This is a genomic window from Variovorax sp. Soil_C_19, assembly GCF_057657255.1.
In genome coordinates this window covers 1-17,199 of the sequence record NZ_JBDGIV010000002.1, presented here as the reverse complement: position 1 = coordinate 17,199, position 17,199 = coordinate 1, and the positions used below count along the sequence as shown (strand labels likewise).

Below are 17,199 nucleotides of genomic sequence, written 5' to 3'. Positions count from 1 at the left end.
CATTGACCGTTGCTTTGTGGGGATAATCGTTCCCCATGAGCGGCAATACCTTCGGAACACTCTTCGCGGTCACCAATTTCGGCGAGTCGCACGGCCCGGCCATCGGCTGCGTGATCGACGGCTGCCCGCCGGGCATGGCGCTCAGCGAGGCCGACATCCAGGGTGATCTCGACCGCCGCCGCCCCGGCACCAGCCGCCACGTCACGCAGCGCAACGAGCCCGACGCGGTGCAGATCCTGTCCGGCGTCTACGAAGGCAAGACCACCGGCACGCCGATCGCGCTGCTGATCCAGAACACCGACCAGCGCAGCAAGGACTACGGCCAGATCGCGCAGCAGTTTCGTCCCGGCCATGCCGACTACACCTACTGGAAGAAATACGGCATCCGCGATCCGCGCGGCGGCGGGCGTTCGTCGGCGCGGCTCACTGCGCCCATGGTCGCGGCCGGCGCGGTCGCCAAGAAGTGGCTGGCCGAGAGGCACGGCATCGCGTTTCGCGGCTGCATGACACAGATCGGCGAGATCGAGATTCCGTTCGAGAGCTGGGACCATGTGCCGAACAACCCGTTCTTCGCGCCCATCGCCGATGTGAGTGCGCTCGAGGCCTACATGGACCGCCTGCGAAAGGCCGGCGACTCCTGCGGCGCGCGGCTGCGTGTCACGGCGACGGGCGTGCCCGTCGGGCTGGGCGAGCCGCTGTTCGACAAGCTCGACGCCGAGATCGCCTACGCGATGATGGGCATCAACGCGGTCAAGGCGGTGGAGATCGGCGCCGGTTTCGACAGCGTCACGCAGCGCGGCACCGCGCACGGCGACTCGATCACCCCAACCGGCTTCGTCACCAACAATGCGGGCGGCATCCTTGGCGGCATCAGCTCGGGGCAAGACCTCGAGGTGAGCATCGCGATCAAGCCCACGAGCTCGATCATCAGCCCGCGCCAGTCGATCGACATCCACAACAATCCGGTCGAGGTGGTCACCAAGGGCCGCCACGATCCCTGCGTGGGCATCCGGGCCACGCCGATCGCCGAAGCGATGCTCGCGCTGGTGGTCATCGAGCATGTGCTGCGCCATCGCGCGCAGTGCGGCGACCTGCAGCAGGCTCAGGCCGACGCCGCCGAAGCCGCGGCGGCCGCATCACCCAAGGCCTCGTTCCTCTAGTGTCCACGCCGGCGTCAGCGGCCGCCGGGCGCGGCCACCTGCTGGCGTTCGCTGGCCTGTCGGCCAGCTATTTCGCGCACATCGGATTCTTCAATCCGTACTTGCCGCTGTGGCTCCAGGACCTGGGGCTGCCGATCTTCACGATCAGCCTGCTGGCGTCGGTGCAGTCGATCACGCGCGTGTTCGCACCCTATGCCTGGGGCGCGCTCAGCGACCACACCGGGCATCGCGTGATGCTGCTGCGCTTCAGCGCAGCGGTGGCGCTCGCCAGTTCGTTCGGTCTCTGGTGGAACGGCGGTGCGTGGTGGTTGGCGCTGGTGCTGCTCGTGATGTTCACGCACACCAGCTCGATGATGTCGCTCACCGAAGCGGCGATGGCGCAGTTGGTGGCGGGCGACTGGGGGCGCTATGGCCGCATCCGGCTGTGCGGGTCGGCGGGTTTCCTGGTGACGGTGTTCGTCGCGGGCGAGTGGTTCGAGCGCTTCGGCATGAAGCATTTCCCGGCCTGGGCCGCCGGCACGCTGGCCGTGGTGCTGCTCGCGACGCTCAAGCTGCCCGACGTGCGCGAGCCCGTGGCGGCCCACGATGCGCCCAAGGAGCCCATCGGGCCGGTGCTGCGCATTCCCGCGGTGCGCTGGTTCTTCGCATCGCTCTTCTTCCAGGTGATGTCGCATTTCTCGGTGTATGCGTTCCTCTCGCTCTACCTTGATTCGCTCGGCTACGGCAAGGGCACCATTGGCCTGCTGTGGGCACTGTCGGTGGTGGCCGAGATCGTCTGGTTCTTCTTGCAGGGACGCCTTATCGGCCTGCTGCCAATGTCGCGCTGGATGCTCGTGTGCGGCATCGCGGCGGTCGCGCGGCTGGGCCTCACCGCCGGGCTCGGCGGATCGATTGCGGCGCTGGTGGTGGCCCAGTGGCTGCATGCACTGAGCTTCGCGGCGCACCACACCACCTGCATCGCGGTCGTGTCGCGCCGCTTCCCGGGGCGGCTGCGCGGACGCGGGCAGGCGCTTTTCACGGTGATCGGCTACGGCTTCGGCGGCGTCCTTGGCGTGCTGCTGGGCGGTGCGGTGGCGCAGGAATTCGGCTATCGCGCGATGTTCGCGGCTGCGGCTGTGCTGGCAATGGTGGGCAGCCTTTGCGCATGGCGGGCGATGCGGCTGGAGCAGGCCGTGTTGGCGCAAGCGTGAGATAGCCGGCTCCACCGTTACGCCCAAGACCGTAACGCCGGCCGGTAACGCGCGGGAACCCCGTGGAGGCCTCCAGGACTGCCGGCGCGCCCGATGGTTCAAAGACCGGTTGTTTTGAAAACCAAATTACTCATTTCTGGCGCTTGAACCTGCGCTGGGGACTTCGGCACGCATGTTGCCCTGTAGATGGCTGTATCCCGTGGACCACCGAGGGGGAGAAAACAACATGAACGACAGCGCGCGACATTTCCTGGACTGCTATGCGCTGGGCATCGAGCCCGGCGGCGGCTGGGTGTTTCCGAACGCGCTGCAGCAGGCGCGACTGGACTACACGCCGGCAAGCCTCGAGCGCATGGACCTGCTGCTCGACGAGGTCAAGGCCCGGCTGAACCCCCGCCGCGGGTCGTTCCTGGAACTGCCAGGCGGCCACAATTTCTGCGCGCTGCTCGCGTTCTACCTCGTCGCGTACATCGCGCGGCAGACCGGGGCGCGGATCGCCTGGCACGAGGACAACCCCAACACGGTCTACCCCGTGCAGCACACGCCCGGCGCGCGCGCGCCTGTGCCGCGACACGCAGTCTTGCCCACCGTGGCCATGGCCGAGGATGCGGGCGTCGTGCTGCTGCCGTTCGGCTGGATCGAGGCCAAGCTGTTCGGCGCGACCCGGGCGCCCACCTGCGCCGAGTACGTGGCCGACAGTGTGGCGCAGCTCGACCATGCGGGCCCGATAGCCTGGATCACGGCCGCGCGGTGTCTCGGCATGCTGGCGTCCTATGCGATGTACACGGTCTCGGAAGGCAGACACCTGATGCCCACACTGTTCCAGCCGGGCGTCGACGGCGCGCGCCCGTACTTCGAGGCGATCACCGCCGGTGCCGACGGCAGCGCACTTGGGCGGGGCAGGGCCGCGCTCGAGGCGCCGATCGACGGTGCACTCGTCGCCGCCTTCGCGCGCGAGGCCCTCGTCACGCTGCCGGACGGTCGCGACAGCGAGGCCATCGTGATCGAACTGCGCTGCCACGGCGCCGCGCCGCTGGCCGTGACGGTCGCATTTCCGTTTCGCGCTGCGAGCGATCTGCACGGCTTTGCCATCTTCGGTGCGCAGATCCTCGAAGGCACGATCGACGATAGCGCGCAGGCGCTGTTCAGCCAGGCGACCGATGCCGGCGTGCAGGAGTTCGAGTGGCCCTCGGGCTCGTGGGCGAAGTACCGGGCCGCGGACGATGACGCGCAGGCGCGCCAGGGCCGGTCGACGGACCACGGATTGTTGGAGCCCGCCTGAGGCGCATGCCTCGTTCGCATCTGCCTAGATCAGGTTGCGCATCGCCTGCGCCGTCTCGCGCAACACCGGCAGCACGCGCGCCACGGCGTCTTCGGAGCTTTCGTGCCCCATCGGCATCGTGATGTTGAGCGCACCGACCAGCATGCCGTGCCGGTCGCGCAGGGGCACGGCGATCCCGCGCGAGTTGAGGTCGAGCTGCTGCTCCGAGATCGCCCAGCCCTGGGCCCGGATGCGCGCGAGCTCCAGCTTCATGCGCTCCATGCTGGCGATGGTGTGTGACGTGAACACGGTGAGCCGGTGGGTCGCCAGCCATTCGTCGAGCTCGGCGTCGCTGCGCAGCGCCAGCATCAGCATGCCCGAGGCCGTGACCTGCGCCGGCACGCGCGCGCCGAGCACGTAGCCGGTGCTCATGCTGCGGTTGGGCCCGTTGCGCGCGATGTAGACGACCTCGTCGCCGTCCATCACGCTGAGGTACGCGATCTCGTGGGTGCCGGCCGCGACCCGCTGGAGAAACGGCTGCACCACGCGCGGCAGCCGCGCCGATTCGAGGTACGACTGGCCGAGCCGCAGCACGCGCGGCGTGAGCCAGAACAGCTTGCCGTCGCTCGCCACGTAGCCCATGTGCTGCAGCGTCAGCAGGTAGCGCCGGGCCGCGGTGCGCGTCATGCCGGTGCGTTCGCCGGCCTGGCTGGCGGTCAGGCGCGGATGCGCGTCGTCGAAGGCCTCGATGATGCTCACGCCGCGCTCGAGCCCGGCGATCCAGTCGCGCTTGTCGAGGCCGGCGGGAGGCGCCGCGTCGTCGTGCTTGTGGCCGATGCTGTTGCTGCTGCTCATCGCGGGAGTTTGCCTTGCGCACGACCGATGCAACCTACCTTCCGATCTAGTGAAAACCCTTGATTTGATCGATCATCGATCATTTGAATTCGACAATCGTACGATTCGGCCCGCTCCAACCTGCAAGGACAACTCGATCGGGCTATAAACCCTTCGATCCGCTCTTCGCAGGGCGATTGACGAACGAAAGCTTGCCCATGAGCCAATCCATCAACGGTGCGACCCAGGCCTACCTGATCCCGGGCGACCCGGTGCGCAACGTGCGGCTGCCGCGCATGTTCAATGCGGCCTTCGAGCGCTTCGGCATCGACGCGGTGATGCTGCCCGTGCAGGTGCCGCTTCGCGACTTCGCGGTGTTCTTCAAGTCGGCGTTCCTGGCGCGCAACGTGCTGGGCATGGTGCTTGCGCCGCCGCACAAGCCGCTGGCGGTCGACCTGCTCGACGGCTGCGGGCTGTTCGGCCGGGTGGCGGGCTCGGTGAACGTGGTGCGCCGCATCGAGAACAACGAACTCGAGGGCGACCTGTTCGACGGCGAGGGTCTGCTCGGCGCGCTCGATCACTTCAACATCCCGTTTCGCGGCAAGCGCGTTTTGATCCTCGGCGCGGGCGTGAGCGCGGCGGCCATCGGCGTCGCGCTGGCCGAGGGAGGCACGGTCGACGGGGCCGAGCACATCGCCTTTCACGACACCTCGGCCGGCAAGGCCGCCGGCGTGGCGGCCAAGCTCGATGCCTTCTTCGATGCGCGCGTGACGGTGGTCGACAGCAATGCGCCCGAGGGCTACGACCTTGTCATCAACGCCACGCCGCTCGGGCTGGTGGAAGGCGATGCGCTGCCGGTCGACGTGTCGCGCATGGCGCCGCATGCGGCGCTGTTCGACATCCTGCTGCGCAACCAGCCCACGCCGCTGGTGCAGGCGGCCCGCGCGCGCGGGCTCAATGCGCAGGCCGGCTTCGAGATGCTGATCCAGCAGATGCCGCATTACTTTCGCTACTTCGGGCACCTCGATGCGGCCGAGGCGATGCAGGCCGACGCCAGCTTCCTGCGCGAAATCATCTATCCGCCCGCGATGCACGGCGAGATCGCCAACCCCCTGCGCTATCACTCGGCCAGCGTCGCCTGACGTCCGCGCAACGCTCCAACAAACACGACACCGAATGATTTCCGGCAAGACCACGCTCATCGCCCACCTGGGCTATCCCACCGAGGCCTTCAAGGCGCCGATGATCTACAACCCCTGGTTCGAGCGGCAGGGCATCGACGCGGTGGTGGTGCCAATGGGCGTCAAGCCCGAGGACTACGCTGCCACGCTGGCGCAGGTCTTCAAGTTCAGCAATCTCCGCGGCGCGCTGGTCACCATGCCGCACAAGGTCACGACCATGGGGCTGGTCGACGAGGCCACGCCCACGGCGCGCGTGGCCGGCGCCTGCAACGCGATCCTCAAGCGGCCCGACGGCAGCCTGCTCGGCGACCAGTTCGACGGCGCGGGTTTCGTGCGCGGCGTCGAGCGCAAGGGCCGGCGCTTCAAGGGCACGCGCGTGCTGGTGTCGGGCGCGGGCGGCGTGGGTTCGGCCATTGCGGCCTCGATCGCCGCGGCCGGCGCGGCCGAACTGATGCTGTTCGACATGAACGATGCCGCGGCCCAGGCGCTGGCCGCCCGGCTGCACGCGCACTACCCGCAGATGAAGGTGGCGACCGGCTCGAAGGACCCGGCGGGCTTCGACGTGATCGTCAATGCCACGCCGCTCGGGATGAACGAGGGCGACCCGTTGCCCTTCGATGTCGAGCGCATCGCGCCCGGCACCTTCGTCGGCGAGGTTGTCATGAAGACCGAATACACGCCGCTGCTGCAGGCCGCCCAGGCCAAGGGCTGCGCGGTGCAGGTCGGCACCGACATGCTGTTCGAGATGATCCCGGCCTACCTCGAGTTCTTCGGCTTCGGCACTGCGTCGCCCGACGACCTGCGCGCCGTGGCCCAATTGAAATACTGAGCGATCGACATGAGTATCTTCGAAGGTTTTCTTTCCACATCCGAAACGCTCGGTGCGTTCAGCGACCGCGCCTTCGTCGACGCGATGCTGCGCTTCGAGGCCGCGCTCGCGCGCGCCCAGGCTGCCGAAGGGCTGATTCCCGAGAGCGCGGCGCACTCCATCGTGGGCAGTTGCAAGGTCGAGCTGTTCGACGTGGCCAAGATCGTGCGCGAGAGCGGCCGGGCGGGCAGCGTGGCGATCCCGCTGGTGAAGGCGCTGCGCGAGGCGGTGGGCCTGTTCAATGCAGAGGCCGCGCCGTTCGTGCATTTCGGCAGCACCAGCCAGGATGTGATCGACAGCGCGATGGCGCTGGTCACGCGCGAATCCGTGGCGCTGGTCGAGGCCGACCTGGCCAAGGCGGCTGACGCGCTGCTCGGCCTGGCCGTGGTGCATGCCGAGACGCCGATGCTCGCGCGCACGCTGATGCAGCCGGCCTCGGTCACGAGCTTCGGCTTCAAGTGCGCGGGCTGGGCGGCGCCGCTGGTGCGCAGCCGCATCCGCCTGCGCGCGGCCGCGAAGCACGCGCTGCAGGTGCAGCTCGGCGGTGCGGTCGGCACGCTGGCGCAGATGAAGGGGCAGGGTGCCGCGGTGCGCGCGCGCATGGCCAAGGAACTCGGCCTCGGCGACCCCGGCGCGACCTGGCACACGCAGCGCGACGAATGGGTGGCGCTGGGCTGCGAGCTCGGCCTCGTCACCGGCAGCCTCGGCAAGATCGCGGTCGACATCGCGCTGCTCGGCCAGTACGAGGTCGGCGAAGTCACCGAGCCGAGCGAGCCCGGCCGCGGCGGCTCGTCGGCCATGCCGCACAAGCGCAATCCCGTGGCATCGATGGTGGCCATCGCCGCCGCGCACCGGGCGCCGCAGCGCGTGGCCGCCTTGCTCGGCGCCATGCCGCAGCAGCACGAGCGCGCGCTCGGCGCCTGGCAGGCCGAACTGGCCGAATGGCCGCAGCTGCTGATGTCGGCGCATGGCAGCGTGCGCGCCATGGCCGGCGCGCTGCCGGGCCTGCAGGTCGATGCCGCGCGCATGCGCGCCAACATCGACCGCCTGCGCGCCGAGCTGCCGCGCAACGCCGCCGACGAATGGTTCGATCCCGCGCTTGCAGTCCAAGCCGGGCAAGTCGCAATGGCCGAGGCCAAGGCGCTCCGGGCCAAACTCTCAGACAAGGAACTCTCCGCATGACCGCACCCGAAACACCGAGCACCGGCCACGACGACTACGAAGCCGGCCTCGTCAACCGCCGCCGCGTGCTGGGCGATGCCTGGGTCGACCGATCGCTCGCCAACCGCAACGAATTCAACGCCGAGTTCCAGGCGCTCATCACGCGCCATGCATGGAACGACATCTGGGGCCGGCCCGCGCTGGGCGACAAGACGCGCCGCTTCATGGTGCTGTCGATGATGCTCGGCATCCATGCCTACGAAGAGTTCGCGATGCATGTGCGCGCCGCGCTCGACGGACCCGAAGAATCGCGCCTCACGCCCGACGACATCAAGGAAGTCATCATGATGGCTGCCATCTACTGCGGCGTGCCGGTGGCCAACCATGCATTCGGCATCGCGACCGGCATCCTGCGCGAGAAGGGCCTGCTGCCGCCAGCGGCGGCGAAGTGAACGATCGGGCCGCGCCCTCCACAGCATTCATCGAGAAGGAAACACCATGACCCGTCTGAACGTGCGCCGAGAAGGCAGCGGCCCCTTCGTCGTGCTGAGCCACGCGCTCGGCTGCGACCTGCACATGTGGGACGGCGTGGCCGAGCAGCTCGCGCGCGGCCATACCGTGATCCGCTACGACCACCGCAACCACGGCGGCTCCGAGGTGGTGCCGGGCGCGCTCGGCATCGAGACCCTGGCGCAGGATGCCGCCGAGCTCATCCAGCGCGAGACCGGCGGCGAGCCCGTGCATTTCGTCGGCCTCTCGATGGGCGGCATGGCCGCGCAGGCGCTCGCAGTGCGGCACCCCGAACTGCTGCGCAGTGTGGTGATCGCCAACTCGTCGGCCTACTATGCAGACCAGAGCCCGTGGCGCGCGCGCGTCGAAACCGTGGCCGCCAAGGGCGTCGCGGCGATCGCGCAGGGCGCGGTGTCGCGCTGGCTCACGCCGGGCTATGTCACCACGGCCGAAGGCAAGGCCGCGTCGCAGGCGCTCCACGACGTACTGGTGCGCACCGACGCGCAGGGCTACATCGAGAGCTGCAATGCCGTGGCCGCGATCGACTTCCGCGAGAGCAACCGCCGCATCGCCGTGCCCACGCTGGTGATCGCGGGCGTGCAGGACGAGGCCACGCCGCTCGCGATGTCGGAGGCCATGGTGGCGGCGATCCCGGGTGCGCGGCTCGCGACCATCGACGCGGCGCACCTGAGTGCGGTCGAGCGCCCGGTCGAGTTCAGCCAGTTGCTGATCGATTACTGGCGCAGCCTCTGATCTACCGGGTTGCTGGCGGGGCGTGGCTCCTAGGTGTAACCCCTATTTCGCGCGAAGAATGAACGTTCGCGTTCGATGATCGAACATTTCTGGTGCGCCAAGCATTGTGGGCGGCGGCTGGGGTTCCTACAGTCAGGCCCATGCACCGCGCCATCGCCACCGTGTCCCTCAGCGGCACCCTTCGCCAGAAGCTCGAAGCCGTTGCGGCCGCCGGCTTCGACGGCATCGAGCTGTTCGAGAGCGACTTCGTCAATTTCAGGGGCTCGGCCGCCGAATTGCGCCGCATCGCCGCGGACCTCGGCCTGTCGATCGACCTGTACCAGCCGTTCCGCGACTTCGAGGCCATGCCCGAGGCCCAGTTTCGGCGCAACCTCGAACGCGCCGAGCGCAAGTTCGACCTGATGCAGGCGATGGGCGCGCCGCTGATGCTGTGCTGCTCCAACACCTCGCCGCTCGCCGTCGACGATCCTGCGCTGGCCGCGGCCCAGTTGCATGAACTGGCCGAACGCGCCGCCCGCCGCGGGCTGCGGGTGGGCTTCGAGGCGCTGGCCTGGGGCCGTTTCACCTCGCGCTATGGCCAGGCCTGGAACATCGTGCGGCAAGCCGGCCATCCGAACCTGGGCCTGATCCTCGACAGCTTCCATACGCTGTCGCTCAAGGACGATTTCAACGGCATCGCCGACATCCCGGGCGACCGGATCTTCTTTCTGCAGATGGCCGATGCGCCGCTGCTGTCGATGGACGTGCTGCAGTGGGCGCGCCACCACCGCGCGTTTCCGGGGCAGGGCGAGCTCGACGTGATCGGCTTCTTCGAACAGGTGCTGCGCGCCGGCTATGCCGGGCCGCTGTCGCTCGAGATCTTCAACGACCTGTTCCGCGAGACGCCGAACCGCCGCACCGCGGTGGACGCGATGCGCTCGCTGCTCTACCTCGAGAGCGAAGCGCGGCGGCGGCTCGCCGCGGACGCGCCTGCCACGGCCGCCGCGCCGGCGGTTGCGCCCGCCGTGGTGCTCTTCAGCCCGCCGCCGGCGCCCGCGCTGTCGGGCTTCTCGTTCATCGAGTTCGCGACCGACGAGAACGGCGCGCCCGCGCTCGGCGCGATGCTCGAGCAGCTCGGCTTTCGCCGCATCGGCCGCCACCGTTCGAAGGCCGTGGCGCTGTACCGCCAGGGCGAGATCAACCTGCTGGTCAATGGCGAGCCGGCGTCGTTTGCGCGCAGCCGCTTCGAGGCGCACGGCACCTCGGTGTGCGCGCTCGGCATCCGCTGTGCCGATCCGCAAGCGGCGGTCGAGCGTGCCACCGCCATGTGCTCGCAGCGCCACGACAGCCCCGTGGGCCCGGGCGAACTGCGCGTGCCGGCGATCGTTGCGCCAGGCGGCAACCTGCTGCACTTCGTGGCCGAATCGCTCGGCGCCAACGGGCTCTACGAGGCCGATTTCGTCCTCGATGCCAATGCCGACGTGCACGGTGCCGGCCTGCTTCGGATCGACCATGCGGCGCTTGGCCTGGCGCTCGACCAGCTCGACACCTGGGTGCTGTTCACGCGCGCCGTGCTGGGCCTGGCGCCTGGCGAGAGCCTCGAACTCGCCGACCCGTTTGGGCTCATCCGCAGCCGTGGCGTGGCCAATGCCGAGCGCAGCGTTCGGCTGGTGCTCAACGTGTCGCTGAGCCAGCGCACCCGCACCGCGCGCACGCTGAGCGTGACCGGCGGCGGTGCGGTGCACCACATCGCGCTGGCCTGCACCGACATCTTCGAGAGCGTGGCGCGGCTGCGCGAGATCGGCACGCGCTTCGTGCCGATCTCGGACAACTACTACGACGACCTGGCGACGCGCGTCGAGCTGGACCCCGCGCTGCTCGCGCGCATGCGTGCCGCCGGCGTGATGTTCGACCGCTCGCCGGCCGGCGACTACCTGCACATCTACACCGAAGGCCTCGAAGGCGGGCTCTTCTTCGAGCTTGCACAGCGCACCGCGGGCTACGACGCCTATGGCGCGCTCAATGCGCCCGCGCGCATGGCCTCGCAGGCGCAGGACTGACAGCAACTTTTCCCATTGTTCAACCGGAGACAAACAGCATGGCAAATCCGATGGCCCATGAACCCAAAGGCCGGCACCAGTCGAAGAAGGCCGCCGCCAGCGGCTGGATTGGCTCGGCGCTGGAGTACTACGACTTCTTCATCTACGCCACCGCGGCGGCGCTGATCTTTCCGCAGATCTTCTTCCCCAAGGGCGACCCCAAGACCGCGATCATCGCGTCGCTCGCGACCTATGGCGTCGGCTACATCGCCCGGCCCATCGGCGCCTTCGTGCTCGGCCACTGGGGCGACACCCACGGGCGCAAGCAGGTGCTGGTGCTATGCATGTTCCTGATGGGTTTCTCGACCGTCGCCGTGGGCCTGCTGCCGACCTACGACCAGGTTGGCCTGCTCGCACCGGCACTGCTGGTGCTCATGCGCCTCATCCAGGGCTTTGCCGTGGCCGGCGAGATCTCGGGCGCCAGCTCGATGATCCTGGAGCATGCGCCGTTCGGCCGGCGCGGCTTCTTCGCGAGCTTCACGCTGCAGGGCGTGCAGGCTGGCCAGATCATGGCCGCCGCCGTGTTCCTGCCGCTCGCGCACTACATGCCCGAGGAAGCCTTCAACTCGTGGGGCTGGCGGATTCCGTTCCTGCTGAGCTTCCTGGTCATCGTCGCGGGCTACATCATCCGCCGCGAGGTCGACGAGACACCGGCCTTCGCCGAGGTCGACAAGAAGGGCGAAGTGCCCAAGGCGCCGATCGTGCAGGCCATCACCGACAGCTGGCGCGACATGCTGCGCGTGATCTGCATGGCGCTGATGAACGTGATTCCGGTGGTGGCGACCGTGTTCGGCGGCGCCTACGCGGTGCAGGCCGCCTACGGCATCGGCTTCGAGAAGGACGTGTACCTGTGGATTCCGGTGCTCGGCAACATCGTCGCCGTGGTGGTCATTCCGTTCGTGGGCAACCTGTCCGACCGCATCGGCCGCAAGCCGCCGATCATCTTCGGCGCGCTCGCCTCGGGCCTGCTCTCGTTCGCATACCTGTACGCCATCAGCATCAGGAACGTGCCGCTCGCCGTGTGCATGTCGCTGCTGATGTGGGGCGTGGTCTACCAGGGCTACAACGCCACCTTCCCGAGCTTCTATCCGGAGCTGTTCCGTACGCGCAGCCGCGTGTCGGCGATGGCGATCTCGCAGAACCTGGGCACCACCTTCACCGCCTTGCTGCCGGCGCTGTTCGCGACCGTGGCGCCGCCCGGCGCGGCCAACATCTGGCTCACCGTGGGCGCCATCACCTTCGCGATCACCGTGCTCGCCGCGCTGGCCGCGATGAGCGCACGCGAGACCTACCGCGTGCAGATGAACGACCTCGGCAAGCCCGATGCGGTGCCGGTCGACAAGGCCGAGTACGACCGGCTGCGCGAGCAGACGCTGGCCGATTCGCGCCTGGCGCGGGCCGTGGCCTGAAGTCCCTGTCTGCACCAAGGACGCCGGCGTGGGGAAGAATGCCGGCATGACTTCTTCCTCCCCCTCCCATCTCAAGATCGACTTCGTCTCCGACGTGGCCTGCCCCTGGTGCGCGGTGGGCCTCGGCGCGCTCGAGGCCGCGCTCGGCCGCGTGGCTCCGGACGTCACGGCCGAGCTGCACTTTCAGCCCTTCGAGCTCAACCCGCAGATGCCGCCCGAGGGGCAGGACACCTTCGAGCACCTGAACGAGAAATACGGCGCCACGCGCGAGCAGCAGGCCCAGACGCGCGAGGCCATCCGTGCGCGCGGCGCTGAGGTGGGCTTCGCGTTCCACCCTGAGGGCCGCCCCCGCGTCTACAACACCTTCGACGCGCACCGCCTGCTGCATTGGGCGGGGCTCGAGGACGCGGCCCGGCAGCTCGCGCTCAAGAAACGGCTGCTGAAGGCCTTCTTCACCGACCGCGAGAACACGTCGGACCACGAGGTGCTGGTGCGCGCAGCCGGAGACGCGGGGCTCGACCCGGCGCGGGCGCGCGAGATCCTGTCCGGCGACGAATTCGCGCGCGAGACCCGCGATCGCGAGCGCATGTACACCGATGCGGGCATCCACTCGGTGCCCGCGATCATCATCAACGACCACCACCTGATCTCGGGCGGGCAGCCGGTCGAGGTGTTCGAGCGGGCGCTGCGGCAGATTGCGGGCGCGGCGCCGAATGCGGTGGCTGCGGCGTGACGGGATCTCAGGCTTCGATGCGCCAGGCCGCCGGCCAGTCGTCGAAGCTCTCGAGCGGAACCCCGCCGCGCAACAGCGTGTACATCGGCTCCTCGGGAAAATCGTTCATCCGGACGACGAGCTTCTGTCCGTCCGCGTCGGTCGCCTCGTAGGGAAATTCCGCATCGCCGGTCTTCGACCACGACATCGGCGTTTCAAGATGGGGTGAACTCATTTCGTGATTCCGAACTTGCTGTTGTATTCCGCGCTGGTCCTGGACGCGCCATCGATGATCGATTGGTAGATGTCGTCGCCTTGCAGGCCACGCGCCTGGTACTTCTGTACTTCCTGCTGAAAGGTCGGCCCGTCCGGTGAGCCGTACTTCTGCAGGTCTCGCTGGCGCAGCCCCTCGACTTCGACCGGGTCCTGCATGTAGGAGCGGGCAGTCATCCGCGCGTCGTGCCGTTCGTTGAAGGCCAGTTCGGCGCGTTCCTGGGGACTCTTGCCTTCCGCCTTCCATTGTTCATCGAGCGCCTTCATCCTTTCGGGCGAGGTGTGCTTGTTGTACCACTCGCGGATCGACTTGTTGTCGGTGGCCTTCATGCCGGGCGGCAAGGGCCGCACGACCACGGTACCGTCGCGGCCCACCTCGACACGCGGGGATGGGCGAGTGTGTCCCTGTTCCGTTGGCCTGCTCACCGGCTCGAGCGGTGCGCCGCGCGCCGTCTCGCCCGGGCGCGCGATGGGCTGGGTCGGGCGCCGCCCTCCGAACCCGGTACGGATCGTCGCGGCGTCGAGCAGCCCGGCACCGAATTGATTGGCCGCGGCCACCTGCTGTTCGGTGCCTCCGAGCACGCGCGTCGCGGCGCCGGGGCCGCCGAACACCGGTCCGAGGAAGCTGATGGCCATCGTGTTGCCGAAACGCAGGTTGCGTTCGTCCAGCCAGGCCTGCTCGGCATTCGAGAGGCTGCCCGAGACGCGAGGCCCGGGGTTGTAGACGTCGTCGAGAAAGTCGAGATCGCGCCGCAGCTTCAACGATTGCTCGGGCGGCAGCGGCGACTGGCCGGTCAGATGGTCGCTGAGCTGCTGGCGCTTGTCGTCGATCACCGATTGCGGGATCTCGTCGGGCCACCGCTCGCATTCTTCCTTGAACTGCCGGGCGTACATCAGCGCATCGGTGGGTTCCACCCCGGCGGGGCGGTCGAGGCCCGACGTCCAGCGCACATAGAACGGCTGGCTGTCGAATTCGGCCTGGGCCCGCTCGTAGCGCTCGCTGCAGATGCCGGGGCGGCGGCGCAGCATCGGGCCGCTCGGCACCTGGACGGTCAGCAGTCGGCCGATGGTCCCGTTGCCGTTGAACGGCGTTGTCTGCACCGCCTGGGCCAGCGTGTCCCGGCTGTCGGGCGCGGCGCTCACTGGTGCACCCTTGGCGCTGCGCGCCTTCCCGCCAAGCGGGAGCGAGCTTGCTTGGGGCGGCCCGGCGCGGCGCTCATCAGGCCGCTCCGTTCATCTCGCAAAGATCGCCGTGGCGCGCGACGGCGCGGCTTTCGACAAACACGGTCTGGGACCCGGAGACGACCTTGACGTTGCCCGACCCGAGGGACACGCCCGAGCGCACGCCGCTGCCGGCATTGCCTGCCACGCCCCGGATCACGCTCTCGATCATCAACACCTTCTCGCCGCGCGCGAACACGGTTCCCGCGTACGCCGCCTTCTCGGGCGGCAGGATGGAGACGATGTCGAACGGAACGACCCGATCGCCGACCACGCAGAAGTCGGGCGTCACGTTGACCACCATGAAGCGGGTCTCGGCATCCGCGATGTGCCGCTCCGAGCTCATGCGTACGTCCTTCTGTCGTGAACCGGATTGACGTGGCCGCTGTCCGCGTTGTCGATCGCCTCGAGATGCAGGTCGACGGCGTCGATCTCGCGGGCCTGGTCGAGGCTGAGGCGCCAGGTCAGGTGGACCAGCATGTCGTCTAGGTCGACGTGCACGGTATCGAGCGTCATGGCTTCGCTGCCTTGCGACCCGTCGCCGCTGCGCCAGCGTGCACCGATACGCCAGGCGGGCAATGCCGTCTCGATCGCATCGGCCGACGCGAAGAAGCCGGCCAGGCGCAGCCGCTCATCGCCTGCGAGCCCCCCGGCAATTCGCTGGTCAGCCGGTGCGTACTGGAAGAAGCGCGGATCGAAGTCGTCGGCGTAGTCCATGAACGGCGCTTGCGCATTGCGCTGCAGCCATGCTTCGTCGTAGGTGCCGGCAAGCTGTACCCGCGGCGCCCAGTGGCGCGCGACCGGACCGAACCCCGCGGGAGCGAGGCCCTCCTGGTTGGCATGCATGACTGGCGCCTCGGCGGCCTCGATCCGCGGTGCGGGCGAACGCGCGTCGCGGCCGGCCGTGCCGAAGCAGCCGAGGCCCGAGGGATTGGCGGCGTTCATGCGTGGCGGCGAACCCGGCGCATCGCCTTCATCGTGCCAGCATCCCCCGAAAGCGAGTTCCCAGCGCAGCGGCACTTCGAGCGTGGGCTCGGGATCGGTGGGCGTGCACTGCGTCGGATCGTCATGCCAGTGCCACCCGCGAGGCCCGGTCAGGCGCAGCGATTTCTGCAGCAACCGGATGTCGCCTCGCAAGACCTCGAGGGTCGCGCGCCATTCGCGCTGCGGTGTCCAGTTGCGCGCCCTGGCGCTGCCCGTGATGAATACATCGGCTTCGGGCTTCACCAGCACGAGATCGGTCGCGGCGCGCAGGCTCGAAAGGGCAGGGTGGGCTACGTCCCACGCCACGTCGGCAAAGACCGGGCCGCGATGAACCGGCGAAGCTTGCAGTCGCCCGGGGGCCAGCACGAAGCTCGCGCAGACGATCACCACGTCGCTGAAGCGCCTGCCGGGCCCCATCTTGTCGTACTGGAGGTGTCCGAAGGGCGTGAGATTGCGCACCTGCTGCAATCGCGGCGACGGAACGGTTGGCGCAGTCACTGGCGCATCGCCTTTGCGCCGACGGGATCGATGCCGCCGTCCGTAGCGGCAGCGCGGCCCAACACGTCCGAGGCCGCAGCGGCGGACGCCACGCCCAACACCTGCGCCGCGAGTCCGGCGCCACCGTCGGCGGCGCCGGCGACCTGCTTGGCGATCGAGGCCAGCTGCGAGGCCTGGCCCAGCAGCGAGCCGGGATTCCCACCCATCAACGCACCCAGGCTCGCCATCGGACTGCCGGGCGGCTCGGGCGCCGGCGCGCGCGGCACCGCCGTGGGCTGCAACGCCGCCTGGCCGCCCGTCGGATTGAGCCAGATGTGCTCTCCGTTCAGCGTCACGTCGTCGCCCTGCGCGGTGATGTTGATCTTCTTGCCCGTCACCGCGATCGACCCGTCCGCCTTCAACTGAACCACCGATGCGCCCACGCGAAGCGAAATCGAGGTTCCGTCCATCTGGATATGGCTGCCCTTGTCGCCGCCGACCGATAGCGTGTATTGCTCGCCGACCTTCGTTGTCTTCGTCTTGCCGACCAGGGTGTTGTCGGTCATGCCGACCACGGCATTGCGCAGCATGCCCACGTTGAACGAATAGGCGAGGCCGATGTTCACCATCTTGGCGAGGCCCACGTTGTGCATGTAGGCCATGCCGATCGTCGAGATCTGATTGCGGTCGACCTTCTTGCTGCGGTCGTTCCCCACCCAGTGGGTCTCGTCGCGCTCGACCTCGATGTCCTGGTTGCGCTCGGCATGCAGCCACACCTGCTCCTGGCCCTTCCTGTCCTCGAAGCGCAGCGCGTTGGCGTTCTCGCCGCTGCCGCCTTCGGAACTGCGCGTGAGCATGCCGCTCTGCGTGGCGTTGTCCGGCAGCTTCCAGGGCGGCATGTTGTCGGCGTTGTAGACCCGCCCCGTCACGATCGGCCGGTCGGGGTCGCCGTTCTCGAAGTCGACGATCACCTCCTGGCCGATGCGCGGCACCTGGATGCCGCCGAACTGGGTGCCGGCCCATGGCGAGGACACGCGCACCCAGCACGAACTGTTCTCGTCCTTCGTGCAGTAGCGGTTCCAGTGGAAGCTCAGCTTCACGCGGCCGTACTCGTCGGTCCAGATCTC

17 protein-coding genes are annotated in these 17,199 nt (G+C 68.6%); 11 read left to right on the top strand and 6 right to left on the bottom strand.

The features are described from left to right. Positions 1-35 precede the first annotated feature (35 nt). The 3 genes from aroC to AC3A6R_RS04545 all read left to right on the top strand — a co-directional run bounded on the left by aroC (position 36) and on the right by AC3A6R_RS04545 (position 3,632). Positions 36-1,160, top strand: a complete 1,125-nt coding sequence (aroC, locus tag AC3A6R_RS04555) for a chorismate synthase (RefSeq protein WP_487857854.1) — start codon at positions 36-38, stop codon at positions 1,158-1,160. After that, positions 1,160-2,350: an MFS transporter gene (locus AC3A6R_RS04550; RefSeq protein ID WP_487857853.1), complete on the top strand. Its 1,191-nt coding sequence runs from the start codon at positions 1,160-1,162 to the stop codon at positions 2,348-2,350. Before aroC ends, AC3A6R_RS04550 begins: the two co-directional genes overlap by 1 nt. Positions 2,351-2,576: 226 nt before the next feature. Further along, positions 2,577-3,632: a hypothetical protein gene (locus AC3A6R_RS04545; protein WP_487863912.1), complete on the top strand. Its 1,056-nt coding sequence runs from the start codon at positions 2,577-2,579 to the stop codon at positions 3,630-3,632. Between the two features lie 24 nt (positions 3,633-3,656). Here AC3A6R_RS04545 and AC3A6R_RS04540 read toward each other — a convergent pair whose 3' ends face one another. Continuing rightward, complete coding sequence (locus AC3A6R_RS04540; RefSeq protein WP_487857851.1) at positions 3,657-4,466, bottom strand: IclR family transcriptional regulator domain-containing protein; 810 nt, start codon at positions 4,464-4,466, stop codon at positions 3,657-3,659. A gap of 197 nt (positions 4,467-4,663) precedes the next feature. Here AC3A6R_RS04540 and AC3A6R_RS04535 point away from each other — a divergent pair, with 197 nt between their 5' ends. The 8 genes from AC3A6R_RS04535 to AC3A6R_RS04500 all read left to right on the top strand — a co-directional run bounded on the left by AC3A6R_RS04535 (position 4,664) and on the right by AC3A6R_RS04500 (position 13,138). Further along, positions 4,664-5,587: a shikimate dehydrogenase family protein gene (locus tag AC3A6R_RS04535; protein ID WP_487857850.1), complete on the top strand. Its 924-nt coding sequence runs from the start codon at positions 4,664-4,666 to the stop codon at positions 5,585-5,587. Between the two features lie 34 nt (positions 5,588-5,621). Next, a complete protein-coding gene (locus tag AC3A6R_RS04530; RefSeq protein ID WP_487857849.1) occupies positions 5,622-6,455 on the top strand; it encodes a shikimate dehydrogenase family protein in 834 nt (277 codons plus the stop codon). Positions 6,456-6,464: 9 nt separating this feature from the next. Next, entirely contained in the window at positions 6,465-7,676 is a 1,212-nt protein-coding gene (gene pcaB / locus AC3A6R_RS04525; RefSeq protein ID WP_487857848.1) for a 3-carboxy-cis,cis-muconate cycloisomerase, read from the top strand. Then, the gene (locus AC3A6R_RS04520) at positions 7,673-8,107 is read left to right on the top strand and encodes a carboxymuconolactone decarboxylase family protein (protein ID WP_487857847.1); all 435 of its coding nucleotides are present in this window, start codon (positions 7,673-7,675) and stop codon (positions 8,105-8,107) included. The genes pcaB and AC3A6R_RS04520 overlap by 4 nt, the downstream gene beginning before the upstream one ends. A gap of 46 nt (positions 8,108-8,153) precedes the next feature. Next, positions 8,154-8,918 carry an alpha/beta fold hydrolase gene (locus AC3A6R_RS04515; protein ID WP_487863911.1) on the top strand — a complete coding sequence of 255 codons (765 nt, stop codon included), beginning with the start codon at positions 8,154-8,156 and terminating at the stop codon, positions 8,916-8,918. 140 nt (positions 8,919-9,058) lie between these two features. Next, the gene (locus tag AC3A6R_RS04510; RefSeq protein WP_487857845.1) at positions 9,059-10,957 is read left to right on the top strand and encodes a bifunctional sugar phosphate isomerase/epimerase/4-hydroxyphenylpyruvate dioxygenase family protein; all 1,899 of its coding nucleotides are present in this window, start codon (positions 9,059-9,061) and stop codon (positions 10,955-10,957) included. A gap of 38 nt (positions 10,958-10,995) precedes the next feature. Beyond that, positions 10,996-12,405, top strand: a complete 1,410-nt coding sequence (locus tag AC3A6R_RS04505; RefSeq protein ID WP_487857844.1) for an MFS transporter — start codon at positions 10,996-10,998, stop codon at positions 12,403-12,405. A gap of 46 nt (positions 12,406-12,451) precedes the next feature. Then, positions 12,452-13,138, top strand: coding sequence for a DsbA family oxidoreductase (locus AC3A6R_RS04500; protein WP_487857843.1), 687 nt, complete (start codon positions 12,452-12,454; stop codon positions 13,136-13,138). A 7-nt stretch (positions 13,139-13,145) separates the two neighbouring features. Here the strand turns inward: AC3A6R_RS04500 and AC3A6R_RS04495 are convergent, their stop codons facing one another. From AC3A6R_RS04495 to AC3A6R_RS04475, 5 genes are all read right to left on the bottom strand, one after another. Beyond that, positions 13,146-13,352, bottom strand: a complete 207-nt coding sequence (locus tag AC3A6R_RS04495) for a hypothetical protein (protein WP_487857842.1) — start codon at positions 13,350-13,352, stop codon at positions 13,146-13,148. Further along, entirely contained in the window at positions 13,349-14,533 is a 1,185-nt protein-coding gene (locus tag AC3A6R_RS04490; protein ID WP_487857841.1) for a hypothetical protein, read from the bottom strand. The genes AC3A6R_RS04495 and AC3A6R_RS04490 overlap by 4 nt, the downstream gene beginning before the upstream one ends. 76 nt (positions 14,534-14,609) lie before the next feature. Then, positions 14,610-14,957 carry a PAAR-like domain-containing protein gene (locus tag AC3A6R_RS04485; RefSeq protein ID WP_487857840.1) on the bottom strand — a complete coding sequence of 116 codons (348 nt, stop codon included), beginning with the start codon at positions 14,955-14,957 and terminating at the stop codon, positions 14,610-14,612. Continuing rightward, entirely contained in the window at positions 14,954-16,093 is a 1,140-nt protein-coding gene (locus AC3A6R_RS04480; protein ID WP_487857839.1) for a DUF2169 family type VI secretion system accessory protein, read from the bottom strand. Before AC3A6R_RS04480 ends, AC3A6R_RS04485 begins: the two co-directional genes overlap by 4 nt. Continuing rightward, on the bottom strand, positions 16,090-17,199 hold a 1,110-nt coding region (locus AC3A6R_RS04475), incomplete at its 5' end, for a type VI secretion system Vgr family protein (RefSeq protein WP_487857838.1). The genes AC3A6R_RS04480 and AC3A6R_RS04475, both read right to left, overlap by 4 nt.